Raw genomic sequence first — 15,373 nt, 5'->3', positions numbered from 1 at the left:
CAATCCTCCCGTATGAGTGAGCCATTGAGTGAGCCAGTTGTCCGAGTCGAGCCAGTTGTCCACAGACGAGTTGTCCAGGACGGGTCACGGCCGCGTATGAACGAACGAGTACGGACGAGTTATGCACAGGTTCGCCGGACACCCTTGTCCCGACCGATCGTTCGGTTACTCTAACTCTGTCTGCCAGCTCATGTCCCTGTCCGTGTCCCTGATGCTCAGCCCGACCGAGGAGTGGGTCCGTCATGGCCGCCGCCCAGCTCAGTCCCCAGCAGCTCTCCGACAAGCACCGGTCCACGCTCGACCGGGCTCTCGACGCGATCACCACCCGCGCCTACTGGTCCCCGCATCCCGAGCACCCCAAGGGGTACGGGGAGACCGCGCCGGCGGACGGGCTCGCCGCCTTCCAGGCGCTGCGCGGGACCCGCTTCGAGCTGGACCAGCCAGGGACGGACGGCTGGACCGGTGGCGAGATCTCGCCGTACGGCCCGGCGCTGGAGGTCGAGTATCCGCACGCCGACCTGGATGTCCTGCTGCCCGCCATGCGCGCGGGCATGGGCGCGTGGCGCGAGGCGGGGCCCGAGACGCGCGCCCTGGTCTGTCTGGAGATCCTGGCCCGGATCAGCGCCCGTACGCACGAGTTCGCGCACGCGGTGATGCACACCAGCGGGCAGGCGTTCATGATGGCGTTCCAGGCGGGCGGGCCACATGCCCAGGACCGCGGCCTGGAGGCCGTGGCATACGCGTATCAGGAGCAGCTCCGTACGCCCGCCGCGGCCGACTGGTCCAAGCCGCAGGGCAAGCGCGACCCCCTTGAGCTGCGTAAGACCTTCACCCCGGCGGCGCGCGGGATCTCGCTGTTGGTCGGCTGCAACACCTTCCCGACGTGGAACGGCTACCCGGGCCTGTTCGCCTCCCTGGCCACCGGCAATCCCGTGCTCGTCAAGCCGCATCCGCGGGCGGTCCTGCCCCTCGCGCTGACGGTCCGGGTGGCCCGCGAGGTGCTGGCCGAGGCCGGCTTCGACCCGAATCTGGTCGCCCTGGCCGTGGAGCGGCCCGGCGAGGGCATCGCCAGGACCCTGGCCGTACGCCCCGAGATCCGGATCATCGACTACACCGGCTCCACCGCCTTCGGGGACTGGCTGGAGACCCACGCCCGTCAGGCGCAGGTGTACACGGAGAAGGCCGGCGTCAACACCGTCGTGATCGACTCCACCGACGACTACAAGGGCATGCTCTCCAACCTCGCGTTCTCGCTCTCGCTGTACAGCGGCCAGATGTGCACCACCCCGCAGAATCTGCTGATCCCCCGGGACGGCATCACGACGGACGCGGGCGAGAAGTCGTACGACGAGGTGGTGGCCGATCTCGCCGCCTCGGTGAGCGGGCTGCTGGGCGACGACGCCCGTGCCAACGCGCTGCTGGGCGCGCTGGTCAATCCCGAGGTGAAGGCCCGTCTCGACGCGGCGGGCGGGCTCGGGGACGTCGCGCTCGCCTCGCGCGAGATCACCAACCCGGACTTCCCGGACGCGGTGGTCCGCACCCCCGCGATCGTGAAGGCCGACGGCGCCCGCAAAGCCTGGGAGAAGGCATGGGAGGGCGCGGCCGAGGGCGGCGGCGCCACTGCCGCGGAGCTGCCGTATCTCGCGGAGTGCTTCGGCCCGGTGTCCTTCGCGGTCGCCGTGGACTCGACGGAGGACGCGCTGGAGCTGCTGCGGCACACGGTGCGCGACAAGGGCGCGATGACGGTCGGCGCGTACACGACGTCGAGTGAGACGGAGCGCGCGATCGAGGAGGTCTGCCTGGAGGAGTCCGCGCAGCTCTCGCTCAACCTCACGGGCGGGGTGTATGTGAACCAGACGGCGGCGTTCTCGGACTTCCACGGCTCCGGCGGCAACCCGGCGGCGAACGCGGCGCTGTGTGACGCCGCGTTCGTGGCGAACCGCTTCCGGGTGGTGGAGGTACGACGCCAGGCCTGAGGCGCGCTGACGCCTGAGGCCGAGGCCCCCGCCCGAGGGCCGAGGCCGAGGACTCAGGCCCGGGCGCCGTCCACCGGTCAGGGGGCGGGCGGCGCCGATGGCCCCTGCTGGGCCCCGGAGGGGCCTCCCCAGTGGAACAGCGTCATGGCCACGCTGGTGGCGAGGTTGTAGCTGGACACCTGCGGTCGCATCGGGAGCGACAGCAGCTTGGTGGCCCGGCTCCGGACGGCCGCCGAGAGCCCGTGCCGCTCGGAGCCGAAGGCGAGCAGCGCGTCATCGGGGATGGTCATGGACCGGATGTCGTCACCCTCCGGATCCAGGGCGTACAGCGGTCCCGGAGGGAAGTCATCGGGGGAAAGCCGCTCCACGGCGGTGGCGAAGTGGAGCCCGGCGCCGGCGCGTACGGCGTTCGCGTGCCAGGGGTCCATATCGCCGGTCGTGATCACACCGGTCGCCCCGAACCCGGCGGCGAGCCGGACGACGGCCCCGACATTTCCCAGATTGCGGGGGTTGTCGAGGACGACGACGGGTGACGGACGGGGCAGCGCCGACAGCGCGGCCAGGTTGGTCCCTCGATCGCGTCTGACCGCCAGCGCGGCGATCTGCGTGGCGTGCACGCGCGGCACCAGATCCCGCAGGGCGTGGGCCGGTATCTCAACGACCGATTCCTTGATCGCGTCGGTCACGTCGTCGGCGAGATCGGCCGCCAGGGCCAGCGCGGAATCCTTGTCGCTCGTGACCGCCGACCGTACCTCCGCCCCGAACCGGAGCGCGTGTTTCAGCGCATGGAAGCCGTCGAGCACCACCAGGTCGGGGCCGGCCTCGCGCCACTGCCGTACGGCGCGGGCGGCCTCAGCGTCGTTCATCGCCTCAGAGTACGGCGTGCCGCGGTGACCAGGCGGTTCGCGGGCCGTCGCTCATCCGACGAGGGTCCTCCTGGGCTGGTCAGCGCTGTCGCTCCGTTGCTCCGGCAGCGGTTTGCCCGTCCGAAGGAAGAACCGGCCCCACAGACCCGAGACCCGGCCGCCGAGCCAGCGCAGGAAGTTCGTCGGCAGGAACACCGCGTCGGCGGCGATCATCGCGAGCGAGAAGAACGGCAGTCCGAGCAGCACGGCGATGCCCGCGTGCTCCAGCATCATCGCGACCAGCAGCACATTCTTCACCCGGCGGTTGAAGAGCGTGAACGGGAAGGCGACCTGCACGATGACCGTGCCGTAGCTGAGCAGCATCACCATGACGCCGCTGGTGGCGAGCAGCCCGGAGAGATCCGGCAGGGGCGAGAAATAGTCGAGATTGAGCGGGTAGTACAGCGCCGTGCCGTCCTGCCAGCGCGAGCCCTGGATCTTGTACCAGCCGGCGGTGGCGTATACGAGACATACCTCCGCCATGATCACGGCGAGTCCGGCATTGTGGACAAGGTTGGCGACGACGTCGAGCAGGGCGCGGGGCTCGCCGTCCGGCGCGTACCGGTTCGCCGCCCACCACAGGCCCTGCGCGACCCAGAGGCCCCAGAACAGGATCAGCATCCACAGCTCTACATGGACCCGGTCCAGCGATGTGCCGACAAGGAGGAGTCCGCCGAAAACGACCCACAGGACCGGTCCGACGCGGTCCGCTACGGCGCGGTTCGGTACGGCGCTGTCCGGTCGGACACTGTCCGGTACGGCAGTGTCCGGTACGACGCTGTCCGGTACGGCACCGGGCGCCTTGCGGGCGGCCCGCCTGGCGCGCCTGGCGTCCAGCGACCAGACCTGACCGCACCGCGTCAGCACGAGATAGATCGCGATCAGATGAATGATGTTGTCGCCACCGTCGCCCATGAAGATGGAGCGGTTTTGCAGCGACAGCACGCCGAACATGAACACCACGGACATCGTGCGGGTGCGCCAGCCGACCATCAGCAGCGCGCTGGACAGCATGGCTATGGCGAACACGATCTCGAACCACACCGTGCTGTCCGACCACATCAGCGCGGTGAAGGCACCGTTCTTGGCGATCAGCTGCTGGGCGATCTCCCAGCCCCACGGGGCGTCGGGCCCGTACATCTCACGGCGGTGGGGCAGCTCGCGCAGCAGGAAGAACAGCCAGGTGCCGGCGAACCCGATCCGGACGACGGCGCTCTGGTACCGGCCGAGAGGACTCGCCGTGACGCGCTGGATACCGCCGACGACCCAGCGGTCGAAGGTGACCCGCTTCCCGGTCCTGCCGCCCGGCCCGATGGACCGGCTGCCCCGCTGATGCTCGAATCGCTCGCTCACTCGCCCGCCTCCGTACGGCCGTTCTGTACGCCGCCGGGAAGATCGGACGCGTTCACCGTCCACCAGGGGAAGACCCGGTAGAACGGCCGCGTATTGACCTTCTCCTTGCTCCAGGAGGGGGCCGCGATGGCGGTCGTGGCGGACCTGAGCTGGAGGCGCTCCACGGAACCGCCCAGGTCGTGGTCCGCCAGGCGCAGCATCACTATGCGGCGGATATAGCTCTCGGAGAGCTGCCCGCGCAGACCATTGGGACGGTTCTTGTTGTCGCGCGAGCCGACGAAGAAGTCCCAGCCGCGGCGCAGCTGGTTCTGGTCGACATGGCTGGGCAGGAGGTTGCCGCGGATGGTCGCTCCGTCCTCGGCGGAGAGGTTGATCCAGCCGGTGGTCTTGCGCGCGCCTTCGGGGGTCTCGACTTCCGCCCGTGCCTCGACGGCGACGTTCTGCTGGAGCGGGTTGGGTGCGAAGAGCTTCCAGTTCTGTTCGAACTCGGGATAGATCCAGCCGTCGACGGTCTCGCCGTGCTGCTTGGTGAGCGTGTTGGACGGGGCGACATGCAGGAACACCATGGCCACATGAGTGCAGGCCAGCACCCCGACGACCGCCAGGGCGACGGCGGCCACCAGCTGGTAGCGCAAGGAGAGGCCGGCTATTCCCGCGCCCGGCGGCGGCCCGGTCGGCACACCCTCGTCGTCGTACGAATCCATCCCGCCCCGATCCCCGTTGGTGCCACAGTCAGTTATCCACAGCGGTTGACACCCTACGGGCCGCCGACTCACCATTGAAGTCCATGAACCGAACGATCGGTCGGTAGGGGGTCCGGATGACGGCAGTGACCGCGGGGACAGCTGCGGAGGCGACGATGGAGACGACGGCGGAGGGGTTCGAGGCGGCGTTCGACGCCGCGGTGGCCGCCGAGGAGCGCATCGAGCCGCGCGACTGGATGCCCGAGGCGTACCGCGCCTCGCTGATCCGCCAGATCGCGCAGCACGCCCACTCCGAGATCATCGGCATGCAGCCGGAGGCGAACTGGATCTCGCGCGCGCCGTCGCTGCGCCGCAAGGCGATCCTGATGGCGAAGGTGCAGGACGAGGCGGGACACGGGCTGTATCTCTACAGCGCGGCCGAGACGCTGGGCATCGGCCGCGAAGAGCTGCTCGACAAGCTCCACGCCGGCCGCCAGAAGTACTCCTCGATCTTCAACTATCCCACGCTGACCTGGGCCGATGTCGGCGCGATCGGCTGGCTGGTGGATGGCGCCGCGATCACGAATCAGGTGCCGCTGTGCCGCTGCTCGTACGGCCCGTACGCCCGCGCGATGGTCCGGATCTGCAAGGAGGAGTCCTTCCACCAGCGGCAGGGCTACGAGCTGCTGCTCGCGCTCAGCAACGGGACCCCGGCGCAGCACGAGATGGCGCAGGACGCGGTGAACCGCTGGTGGTGGCCCTCGCTGATGATGTTCGGCCCGCCGGACGACGAGTCGGCCCACTCCGCGCAGTCCATGGCCTGGAAGATCAAGCGGCACTCCAACGACGAGCTGCGTCGGCGTTTCGTGGACATCTGCGTCCCGCAGGCCGAGGCCCTCGGGCTGGTCCTTCCCGACCCGGATCTCCGGTGGAACGAGGAGCGGGGCAGGCATGACTTCGGCGCCATCGACTGGTCCGAGTTCCGCGAGGTCCTCAAGGGGAACGGCCCCTGCAACGAACAGCGCCTCACCCAGCGCCGCCGGGCGCACGAAGAAGGCGCCTGGGTACGGGACGCGGCGGCGGCGTACGCGACGAAGCGCGACGCCGGCGGCGCCCCGGCCGACGACGACGGGGTCCGGATGATGGAGGCGACGGCATGAGCGAATCGACCGACTGGCCGCTGTGGGAAGTGTTCGTACGCTCCCGCCGCGGGCTGTCCCACACCCACGCGGGGAGCCTGCACGCGCCGGACGCGGAGATGGCTCTCCGCAACGCCCGCGATCTCTACACCCGGCGCAACGAAGGGGTGTCGATCTGGGTCGTCCCCTCCTCGGCGATCACCGCGTCCTCCCCCGACGAGAAGGACCCGTTCTTCGCGTCGGCCGCCGACAAGCCCTACCGGCACCCGACCTTCTACGAGATCCCGGAAGGGGTGAAGCACCTGTGAGCGACGCGACTGTGAGCGACGCACCGCTGACGGCCCCGTCCCGGACCGCGGCCCTCGCGCTCGGCGACGACGCGCTGGTGCTCTCGCACCGGCTGGGGGAGTGGGCGGGACACGCGCCCGTCCTGGAGGAGGAGGTCGCGCTCGCCAATATCGCGCTTGATCTGCTCGGACAGGCGCGGATCCTGCTCTCCCTCGTCGGGGACGAGGACGAGCTCGCCTATCTGCGCGAGGAGCGGGCCTTCCGCAATCTCCAGCTGGTCGAGCAGCCCAATGGCGACTTCGCGCACACGATCGCGCGCCAGCTCTACTTCTCCACCTACCAGCTCTTCCTGTACCAGCGGCTGGCCGCCGGGGACAGCGCCTTCACCGGCCTCGCGGCCAAGGCCGTCAAGGAGGTCGCGTACCACCAGGACCACGCCGAGCACTGGACACTGCGGCTCGGCGACGGCACGGCCGAGAGCCATGAGCGGATGGCGCGGGCCTGCGAGGCGCTGTGGCGGTTCACCGGCGAGATGTTCGAGCCGGTGGAGGGCCTGGATGTCGACTGGCCCGCTCTGGAGGCCAGTTGGCGCGAGTCCATCACCGGCGTGCTGGAGCGGGCGACGCTGACGCTGCCGGAGGGCCCCCGCTCCGGCGCCTGGCGGGCGGGCGCGGGCCGGCAGGGGCTGCACACGGAGCCGTTCGGGCCGATGCTCGCCGAGATGCAGCATCTGCACCGCAGCCACCCGGGGGCGTCATGGTGACCGGCACGGGCTCCCGGCCCACCCCCGCACCCGCCACCCCGTCGGCTTCGGGCGCTGAGCATGGACGGAGCGGGGGCGAGACGCACCCGACCGCGCTGGAGACCGAGCTGCGCGCGCTCGCCGGGGCGGTGCCCGACCCCGAGCTGCCGGTGCTGACGCTGGAGGAGCTGGGCGTCCTGCGCACGGTCGAGGTGCGGGGCCCCGGCAAGGTCCGGGTCGAGCTGACCCCGACCTATACGGGCTGCCCGGCGATCGAGACGATGTCCGAGGACATCGAGCGCGTCCTGCGTGAACGCGGAATACCGGACGTCTCGGTCGTCACGGTCCTGTCCCCTGCCTGGTCGACGGATGACATCAGCGCCGAGGGCCGGCGCAAGCTCGCGGAGTTCGGCATAGCCCCGCCCCGCCCGGTCGCCGCGGACGGGCCCGTACCGCTCTCGCTCTCGATCCGCTGCCCGCACTGCGGCTCCACCGACACCGAGCTGCTGAGCAGGTTCTCCTCCACCGCCTGCAAGGCGCTGCGCCGCTGCGCGGCCTGCCGTGAACCGTTCGACCACTTCAAGGAGTTGTAGATGTTCCATCCGCTCCGGGTCAGCGAGGTCGAGCCGCTCACGGACGACGCGGTGACCGTCACCTTCGCCGTCCCGCCCGAGCTGCGCGCGTCCTTCCGGCACACCCCCGGCCAGCACATCGCCCTGCGCCGTATCGACGCCCAGGGCGAGGAGATCCGGCGTACGTACTCGATCTGCGCGCCCGCCGGAGCCGAACCCGTACTGCGGGTGGGGATCCGGCTGGTCGAGGGAGGTGAGTTCTCGACGTACGCCCTCAAGGAACTCGCCGTGGGCGACGTGGTCGATGTCATGGAGCCGACAGGCCGTTTCACGCTGGAGCCGCGTGCCGGACACTTCGCGGCGGTCGTCGGCGGCAGCGGCATCACGCCCGTGCTGTCGATCGCGGCCACTCTGCTCGCTCGGGAGCCCGGTGCCCGGTTCTGTCTGGTCCGCAGTGACAGGACCGTCGCGTCGACGATGTTCCTGGAGGAGGTCGCCGACCTCAAGGACCGCTATCCGGATCGGTTTCAGCTGGTCAGCGTGGTCTCCCGGGAGGAGCAGCAGGCCGGTCTGCCGTCCGGCCGGCTGGACCGGGAGCGGCTGACCGGACTGCTGCCCGCGCTGCTGCCGGTCGCCGAGGTCGACGGATGGTTCCTCTGCGGCCCGATGGGTCTGGTGGTCGGCGCCGAACGGGCGCTGCGCGGTCTCGGGGTGGCCCGTGACCGTATCCACCAGGAAATCTTCCATGTCGACGACGCGGTGACCATGACCACCCCGGCGCCTGGCACGGCGAGCGCGCCGGTCCCCGCGCACAGCACGCTCACCGCGACTCTCGACGGCCGCTCGGGCAGGTGGCCGGTCAGGGACGGGGATTCCCTGCTGGAGACGGTGCTGCGCAGCCGCGCGGACGCGCCGTACGCGTGCAAGGGCGGGGTCTGCGGGACCTGCCGGGCGTTCCTCGTCTCGGGCGAGGTCAGGATGGACCGCAACTTCGCGCTCGAACCGGAAGAGACGGAAGCGGGCTATGTGCTGGCCTGCCAGTCCCATCCGGCCACCGCGGAAGTGGAGTTGGACTTCGACCGCTGAGCCATCGGTGACCGGCAGAGCCGGTCACCGGCTCGGCCCGGGCTCGCTCCCGGCCCGGGAAGGGGCCCTGAGGCCGGTCTCACGGCCTTGGAAGGGCCCTGAGGCGGGTCTCAGAGGACGAACGCCGGGTTGCCGTTGTCGGTGACCATCGGACGCCCGGCGCCGTCCCAGGCGAGCATCCCGCCGTCCACGTTCACCGCGTCGACGCCCTGCTGGACGAGATACTGGGTGACCTGGGCGGACCGGCCGCCGACCCGACACATGACATAGGCCCTGCGGCCCTCGGCGACCGCCTCGGTCACCTCTCCGAAGCGGGCCACGAAGTCGCTCATCGGGACATGCAGCGCGCCCTCGACATGGCCGGCCGACCACTCGTCGTCCTCCCGGACGTCCAGCACCAGGCCGTCGGCCGGGACCGCCGCGACGTCGACCGAGGGCAGCGGGGCGAAATTCATGGGTAGTGCCTTCTCTCGTTCGTGACCGGGGCGGGCGGAGCCCCGGATCGGGGCCAGGACCACGACCAGGACCAGCTCAGGACCGGCACCAGCTCAGGACCAGGACCAGGCCTGGGGCTGGAACCGACACCGGGCGGGCGGGCTCCCGACCGGATCGGCGGGCTCCCGACCGGAAGCTCCGAAAAACCTACTGCACGAGCCTGGCCAGTTCCGTCTCACGCTCGGAGACCTCCGCGAGCAGTTGCTCGGCGATCTCCTCCAGCAGCCGGTCCGGGTCGTCCGGCGCCATCCTGAGCATCGCGCCGATCGCGCTCTCCTCCAACTCCTTGGCGACCGCCGTCAGCATCTCCTTGCGCTGCGCCAGCCACTCCAGCCGGGCATAGAGCTCCTCGCTCTCGCTCAGCCGGGGCGCCCGCGTCTCCGGCCCCGCCGCCCATTCCGCCACGAGTTCCTGGAGCAGCGGCTCGTCCCCCCGCCCATAGGCGGCGTTGACGCGTGTGAGGAACTCCTCACGCCGTGCCCGCTCCTTCTCGTCCTGGGCCAGATCCGGATGCGCCTTGCGCACCAGTTCGCGATAGAGCTTGCGGGCCTCGTCGCTCGGCCTCACCCGCTTGGGCGGTCGCACCGGCTGATCCGTCAGCATGGCCGCGGCTTCCGGCGACAAGCCGTCGGAGTCGAGCCAGTCGTGGAACAGCTCCTCCACGCCCGGCATCGGCTGCACCAGCGCGCGGGCCTCGCGCGCCTTGCGCAGATCCTCGGGATCGCCGGTGCGCGCCGCACGGGCCTCGGCGATCATGGCGTCCAACTCGTCGAGCCGGGCATACATCGGGCCGAGCCGCTGGTGGTGCAGGCGGGAGAAGTTCTCCACCTCGATCCGGAAGGTCTCCAGCGCGATCTCGAACTCGATCAGCGCCTGCTCAGCGGCGCGCACGGCCGTCTCCAGCCGGGCCTCCGGACGCGGCGCCGCCCCCGCGTCCGGCGCGTCTCGTACGTCCTGCTCGTCGTCGTTTCGGATCGTCGGCTCCCCAGGGGCGTCGTGCATCACCCGTCCAGCGTAAGGGCGAACGGCGGCGGCCCCCGCCCCGTCCGGGGCCGTCACACCCCCAGCTCGGCCGCTATCCGCCCGCTCCTGACGGCCGCCAGCAGCTCGGCGTGATCCGCCTCCGTACGGTCCGCGTAGGCCATGGCGAATGCCGCCACGGCCGTGTCCAGCTCCTCGCTCTTGCCGCAGTACCCGGCGATCAGCCGCGGGTCCACGCTGTGCGCGTGGGCCCTGGCCAGCAGCGCGCCCGTCATCCGGCCGTAGTCGTCTATCTGGTCGGCCGGCAGCGCCGCCGGGTCCACGCTCCCCTTGCGGTTCCTGAACTGGCGCACCTGACAGGGCCTGCCCTGGACCGTCGTCCACCCCAGCAGGCTGTCGCTGACCACCTGCATCCGCTTCTGCCCGAGCACCACACGGCGGCCCTCGTGCACCACCTCCGGCGCCTCGAATCCGACGGCCGGCAGATGGGGCAGCAGCGCGGAGGGCCGCGCCTCTTTCACCTGGAGCACCAGCGGCTCGCCCCGATGGTCGAGGAGCAGCACCACATATGACCGCGTCCCGACGCTGCCGGTGCCGACTACCCGGAACGCCACATCGTGGATCGCGTAGCGCGCGAGCAGCGGCAGCCGGTCCTCCGAGAGCGTGCGCAGATACTCCTCCAGCGAGGCGGCGACCGCCGCGGCCTCCTCGTCGGACACCCGCCGCAGGACGGGCGGCGCGTCCACGAACCGCCGCCGCACGCCCCCTCCACCGCCTCCGTCCCCGTCGGGCACCGTCTCGGTGGACCTGGCCGCGAACCGCGCGCTCGTGTTGTTGCGCGCCTTCTCCGAGACGCGCTCCAGCGTGCCGGCCAGATCGCGCGCGTCCGCGTGCGAGACCAGCTCCTCGTCCGCGATGGCGTTCCACGCGTCGAGCGCGGGAAGCTTCGCCAGCAGTCGCATCGTGCGCCGATAGGCGCCCACCGCGTCGTGCGCCCCCTGCCGGCAGGTGTCCTCGTCCGCGCCCACCTCACGGCCGGCCAGCACCAGTGACGTGGCGAGCCGCTTGACGTCCCACTCCCAGGGGCCGACCACGGTCTCGTCGAAGTCATTGAGGTCGATGACGAGCCGCCCGCTCGCGTCCCCGTACAGACCGAAGTTCGCCGCATGCGCGTCCCCACAGATCTGCGCGCCGACCCCGGTGACCGGGGTGCCCGTCAGATCGTGGGCCATGAGCCCGGCGGAGCCTCGCAGAAAGGCGAACGGCGTCGCGGCCATCCGCCCCACCCGCAGCGGCGCCAGCTCGGGCACCCGGCCCCGGCTCGACTCCTCGACGGCGCGCACCGCGTCGGGCCGCACCGCAGTGAACACCACCGAGTCGTGCGCGGACCGAGGCACCCGTTCCCGCAGCGCCTTCCCGCGGCCCTTGGGCGATTTCGCCCCGCCCACGGCCGTACGCGGCGCGAAACCCGGCACCACCGGCATGCGCTCCACCCCGGAGACCGCGGAGTCCCCTGGAACCGCGCGCGGTCTCTCCACCGCCGATCCGACATCGCCCATGGCGTGCCGCCTCCCCCATACTCGTACTCGTGCTTGTACTCGTGCTCCTGCTCGCGCGAGATCAACCGCACACGACGGTACCGCCGGGTCCGACCGCCGTCTCCCCCTGTGGATAACCCCTCGCGACCCCTCGCAACCACCGGCAACGACCTGTGGACAACGCCGGTCCACTCACGCGACAGCCCGGGACGCGTCCCTGAGCACGGGCCATGAACACAGGCCCTGGGCACACGACATGACGGGCCGTCGGGGCACTGTCCGACGATTCCCGCCCGGCTCTCCGGGCGGACCGGGCTCGATGTGTCAGACAGGACCTAGGTCCTGTCCGGTCGGACAGGACCTAGCAGCCGCCCTCCGAGACCTCCAGGTGGGATTCGGCCCACCGTGACAGCTCCGTCAGCGCGGGCTCCATCGCCGCCCCCGCCTTCGTCAGCCGGTACGAGACCCGCAGCGGCGGCCCCTCATCCACCTCGCGCACGACCAGTCCCGCCGCGCCCAACTCCGTGAGCCGGTCCGAGAGCATGCGCTCGCTGATGCCGGGAATCGCCCGGCGCAGCTCCGCGAAGTAGACCGCTCGTTCCATCAGTACGGAAATGATCAGCCCGGTCCACCGCTTGCCGAGCAGCTCGAAGACCCGCGTGATGCCCACATCGACCCTCTTGCACGCGTCCTCACCGTGGTCCGCCATACGCACAGGGTACTGGCTCCCCAAGCAGAGATGAAAAAAAGTAAGTGGCTATGCTATCTATAGGAGCGAACGGAAGTTCCGTCCGTTCGTCGTTCTACGCCACCCCTCATGGAGACCACCATGGCCACGCTTCTGCACATCGACTCCGCCGTCTTCCCCGAAGGCTCCGCGTCGCGCGACATCACCGCCGCCTTCGTCCGGTCCTGGCGGGAGCAGCACCCCGAGGGCAAGGTCATCTACCGCGACCTCGCCGCCGCCCCGCTGCCCCATCTGACCGTCAGCGCCGCCGCCGCGGGCGCGGACGACGCGCTGCGCGCGGAACTCGCCGCCGAGCTGGCCGAGTCGGACGCCGTGCTGATCGGCGCGCCGATGTACAACTTCACGATCCCGTCCAGCCTGAAGGCATGGCTCGACCAGGTGATCATCGTCGGCCACAACGCGGGCCGCGGCGACTCCCCGCTGGCCACCACCCCGTTCACGATCGTCGCCAGCCGTGGCGGCTCGTACGCCGCCGGCACCCCGCGCGAGGACAGCGAGTTCGTCCAGAACTACCTGGAGAGGGTGCTGGCGAACATGTTCGGCACCACCCAGATCGACTTCATCGTCCCCGAGCTGACGCTGGCCCACAGCAACCCGGGCATGGCCGACCTGATCCCGCTCGCCGAGGCGTCCCGCGCCAAGGCGGAGGAAGAGGCCCAGCGGAAGGGCAAGGCGCTGGCCGCCCGCCTCGCCGCCTGAGCGCACGGCCCTCGCCGCCTGAGCGCACGGCCCTCGCCGCCTGAGCGCACGGCCCTCGCCGCCTGAGCGCACGGTCCCCGACGCCTGAGCGCACGGCCCCCGAGGCCCCCGAGCATCACATCGCCCACGCACACCACGCGCACAGCGCGCACCAAGGCATGCCTCCCATGGGAACCCCGCCCGCGGGAGGCATGTCTCACACGGTCCTCGACCGGCATGAAGCGGATGCGGATGGCGCGGCCGGTCGCACAGCCGATCTCCCCAGTGGCCCATGACACGAAAAGGTGCCTCTGACCAGTGACTTCCATCACTGGCCAGAGGCACCTTTCGTCGGTGCTTCTCTGTGCGCGAGGGGGGAGTTGAACCCCCACGCCCTTTCGGGCACTGGAACCTGAATCCAGCGCGTCTGCCTATTCCGCCACCCGCGCATTGGGTGTGTCGTTCGGTGCCTCACCTGCTGGTGTGTGCTCCTGGCGACATCGAGAAGATTAGCACGGTGCGGAGGGTGGGTTCACATCCGTTTGTTTCGACGACCCCGCCGCGGAACAGGGAACCGACAGCGGCCGCCCCCCATCCCCCTGAGTGCACCCCGGGTGCGGGACACTGGCGTCAGGCCGCCTCTACGATCCGTGTGAGAGGTGACACTCATCGACGGGGCAGACAAGGGGAACCAGCCGATTTCCCGACGCGTGGATACGATCAGTAAGCAGTACCAGGACGGCCACTACGGAGGAGGTGCCCCATGGGAGTCATGAAGCGTTTCGAACAGCGTCTCGAAGGTTTGGTCAATGGCACCTTCGCGAAGGTGTTCAAGTCCGAGGTCCAGCCCGTCGAGATCGCGGGTGCCCTCCAGCGCGAGTGCGACAACAACGCGACGATCTGGAACCGCGAGCGGACGGTCGTCCCCAATGACTTCATCGTGGAGCTGAGCACGCCCGACTACGAGCGTCTCAGCCCGTACTCGGGACAGCTCGGCGACGAGCTGTCCGGGCTCGTCCGCGACTACGCCAAGCAGCAGCGCTACACCTTCATGGGCCCGATCAAGGTCCATCTGGAGAAGGCCGAGGATCTCGACACCGGCCTGTACCGTGTCCGCAGCCGCACGCTGGCGTCGAGCACGTCCCAGGCGCCCGAGCGCGGTCCGGCGGGCCACGCGGGCCACCCGGTGCCCGCCTCCCCCCAGGGCGGCGGCGTGCCAGGGGGCGCTCGGGGCGGCTACGGGTACCCTCCTGCCGCCGTCCCCCCCATGCCGACGGCTCCGCCACCCGGCGGCGGCCACGCACCCGCGGCGCACCGGCCCCCGGCCCCCGGTCCCGGCGCGTCGTCACACGGCCAGGTGCGCCGCTGGATCGAGATCAACGGCACCCGCCACCAGATCTCCCGCGCGACGCTCGTCCTCGGCCGCAGCACCGACGCGGACGTACGGATCGACGACCCCGGTGTATCGCGCAGGCACTGCGAGATCCGGACCGGAACGCCCTCGACCATCCAGGACCTCGGGTCGACCAACGGCATCGTGGTAGACGGACAGCACACCACCCGCGCTACGCTCCGCGACGGCTCGCGGATCGTCGTGGGCAACACCACCATCGTTTACCGGCAAGCCGAAGGGTGAAGCGGGGGCAATGTCAGAGCTGACCCTGACGGTCATGCGGCTAGGTTTCCTGGCCGTTCTGTGGCTGTTCGTGATCGTGGCCGTACAGGTCATCCGCAGCGACCTGTTCGGAACACGCGTCACGCAGCGCGGCTCGCGCCGCAACGCCGACGCCAGATCACAGCAGGCACGCCAGTCACCGGCGCCGCCCCAGCAGCGCCAGCAGCAGCAACAGGGGGGCCGTCAGCGCCGAGGTGCCCCCACCAAGCTCGTCGTGTCCGAGGGCAGCCTCACCGGCACCACGGTGGCCCTCCAGGGGCAGACCATCACGCTGGGCCGCGCGCACGACTCGACGATCGTGCTGGACGACGACTACGCGTCCAGCAGGCATGCCAGGATCTACCCGGACCGCGACGGCCAGTGGATCGTCGAGGACCTCGGCTCCACCAATGGCACGTATCTCGACCGGACCCGGCTCACGACCCCGACACCGATCGCGCTTGGCGCTCCGATCCGCATCGGCAAGACCGTCATCGAGCTGCGGAAGTAGTACGACAATGAGCGAGCGGAGCGA

The 15,373-nt window shown here is 70.4% G+C and carries 16 protein-coding genes and 1 tRNA gene; 9 read left to right on the top strand and 8 right to left on the bottom strand.

What is annotated here, in order from left to right; all coding sequences use genetic code 11:
- Positions 1-242: 242 nt before the first annotated feature.
- Positions 243-1,976 (top strand): phenylacetic acid degradation protein PaaN, encoded by a 1,734-nt coding sequence (gene paaN / locus ABTZ59_RS26190; protein ID WP_351416934.1) that lies wholly within the window; start codon positions 243-245, stop codon positions 1,974-1,976.
- A gap of 77 nt (positions 1,977-2,053) precedes the next feature.
- Here the strand turns inward: paaN and ABTZ59_RS26185 are convergent, their stop codons facing one another.
- Genes ABTZ59_RS26185 through ABTZ59_RS26175 form a run of 3 tightly spaced genes read right to left on the bottom strand, consistent with a single transcriptional unit; the run spans position 2,054 to position 5,013 of the window.
- Positions 2,054-2,842: a TrmH family RNA methyltransferase gene (locus ABTZ59_RS26185; protein WP_351416927.1), complete on the bottom strand. Its 789-nt coding sequence runs from the start codon at positions 2,840-2,842 to the stop codon at positions 2,054-2,056.
- 51 nt (positions 2,843-2,893) lie between these two features.
- Positions 2,894-4,195 carry an HTTM domain-containing protein gene (locus ABTZ59_RS26180; protein WP_351417045.1) on the bottom strand — a complete coding sequence of 434 codons (1,302 nt, stop codon included), beginning with the start codon at positions 4,193-4,195 and terminating at the stop codon, positions 2,894-2,896.
- 35 nt (positions 4,196-4,230) lie between these two features.
- Positions 4,231-5,013: a DUF5819 family protein gene (locus ABTZ59_RS26175; RefSeq protein WP_503003675.1), complete on the bottom strand. Its 783-nt coding sequence runs from the start codon at positions 5,011-5,013 to the stop codon at positions 4,231-4,233.
- 41 nt (positions 5,014-5,054) lie between these two features.
- Between ABTZ59_RS26175 and paaA the strand changes: the two genes are divergently transcribed.
- Genes paaA through ABTZ59_RS26150 form a run of 5 tightly spaced genes read left to right on the top strand, consistent with a single transcriptional unit; the run spans position 5,055 to position 8,744 of the window.
- Positions 5,055-6,077, top strand: coding sequence for a 1,2-phenylacetyl-CoA epoxidase subunit PaaA (paaA, locus tag ABTZ59_RS26170; protein ID WP_503003673.1), 1,023 nt, complete (start codon positions 5,055-5,057; stop codon positions 6,075-6,077).
- Positions 6,074-6,364: a 1,2-phenylacetyl-CoA epoxidase subunit PaaB gene (paaB, locus tag ABTZ59_RS26165; protein WP_249951422.1), complete on the top strand. Its 291-nt coding sequence runs from the start codon at positions 6,074-6,076 to the stop codon at positions 6,362-6,364. Before paaA ends, paaB begins: the two co-directional genes overlap by 4 nt.
- Positions 6,361-7,107 (top strand): 1,2-phenylacetyl-CoA epoxidase subunit PaaC, encoded by a 747-nt coding sequence (paaC, locus tag ABTZ59_RS26160; RefSeq protein ID WP_351416912.1) that lies wholly within the window; start codon positions 6,361-6,363, stop codon positions 7,105-7,107. The genes paaB and paaC overlap by 4 nt, the downstream gene beginning before the upstream one ends.
- The gene (paaD, locus tag ABTZ59_RS26155) at positions 7,101-7,679 is read left to right on the top strand and encodes a 1,2-phenylacetyl-CoA epoxidase subunit PaaD (protein ID WP_351416906.1); all 579 of its coding nucleotides are present in this window, start codon (positions 7,101-7,103) and stop codon (positions 7,677-7,679) included. The genes paaC and paaD overlap by 7 nt, the downstream gene beginning before the upstream one ends.
- Positions 7,680-8,744, top strand: coding sequence for a 2Fe-2S iron-sulfur cluster-binding protein (locus tag ABTZ59_RS26150; protein WP_351416903.1), 1,065 nt, complete (start codon positions 7,680-7,682; stop codon positions 8,742-8,744).
- A gap of 110 nt (positions 8,745-8,854) precedes the next feature.
- Here the strand turns inward: ABTZ59_RS26150 and ABTZ59_RS26145 are convergent, their stop codons facing one another.
- The 4 genes from ABTZ59_RS26145 to ABTZ59_RS26130 form a co-directional block, all read right to left on the bottom strand.
- The gene (locus ABTZ59_RS26145) at positions 8,855-9,199 is read right to left on the bottom strand and encodes a rhodanese-like domain-containing protein (RefSeq protein WP_351416899.1); all 345 of its coding nucleotides are present in this window, start codon (positions 9,197-9,199) and stop codon (positions 8,855-8,857) included.
- Positions 9,200-9,386: 187 nt separating this feature from the next.
- Positions 9,387-10,244: a J domain-containing protein gene (locus tag ABTZ59_RS26140; protein ID WP_351416895.1), complete on the bottom strand. Its 858-nt coding sequence runs from the start codon at positions 10,242-10,244 to the stop codon at positions 9,387-9,389.
- Between the two features lie 50 nt (positions 10,245-10,294).
- Positions 10,295-11,779: a DUF2252 domain-containing protein gene (locus ABTZ59_RS26135; RefSeq protein WP_503003669.1), complete on the bottom strand. Its 1,485-nt coding sequence runs from the start codon at positions 11,777-11,779 to the stop codon at positions 10,295-10,297.
- 340 nt (positions 11,780-12,119) lie between these two features.
- On the bottom strand, positions 12,120-12,467 hold the full coding sequence (locus ABTZ59_RS26130) for a winged helix-turn-helix transcriptional regulator (protein WP_351416890.1): 348 nt from the start codon (positions 12,465-12,467) through the stop codon (positions 12,120-12,122).
- 120 nt (positions 12,468-12,587) lie between these two features.
- Between ABTZ59_RS26130 and ABTZ59_RS26125 the strand changes: the two genes are divergently transcribed.
- Complete coding sequence (locus ABTZ59_RS26125) at positions 12,588-13,205, top strand: FMN-dependent NADH-azoreductase (protein ID WP_351416883.1); 618 nt, start codon at positions 12,588-12,590, stop codon at positions 13,203-13,205.
- Positions 13,206-13,549: 344 nt separating this feature from the next.
- On the opposite strand, the gene ABTZ59_RS26120 is transcribed toward ABTZ59_RS26125, so the two are convergent.
- A tRNA-Leu gene (locus tag ABTZ59_RS26120) sits at positions 13,550-13,633 on the bottom strand.
- Between the two features lie 314 nt (positions 13,634-13,947).
- On the opposite strand from ABTZ59_RS26120, the gene ABTZ59_RS26115 reads away from it, so the two are divergent.
- Both ABTZ59_RS26115 and ABTZ59_RS26110 read left to right on the top strand, forming a co-directional pair.
- Positions 13,948-14,820, top strand: coding sequence for an FHA domain-containing protein (locus ABTZ59_RS26115; protein ID WP_351416878.1), 873 nt, complete (start codon positions 13,948-13,950; stop codon positions 14,818-14,820).
- Between the two features lie 10 nt (positions 14,821-14,830).
- On the top strand, positions 14,831-15,349 hold the full coding sequence (locus tag ABTZ59_RS26110) for an FHA domain-containing protein FhaB/FipA (protein WP_351416873.1): 519 nt from the start codon (positions 14,831-14,833) through the stop codon (positions 15,347-15,349).
- Positions 15,350-15,373: the final 24 nt, after the last annotated feature.

This window comes from Streptomyces sp. NPDC094034 (genome assembly GCF_040303865.1).
Lineage (GTDB): Bacteria > Actinomycetota > Actinomycetes > Streptomycetales > Streptomycetaceae > Streptomyces.
Note: the sequence above shows the minus strand (reverse complement) of the source record. Positions and strands in the feature narration are given on the sequence as shown.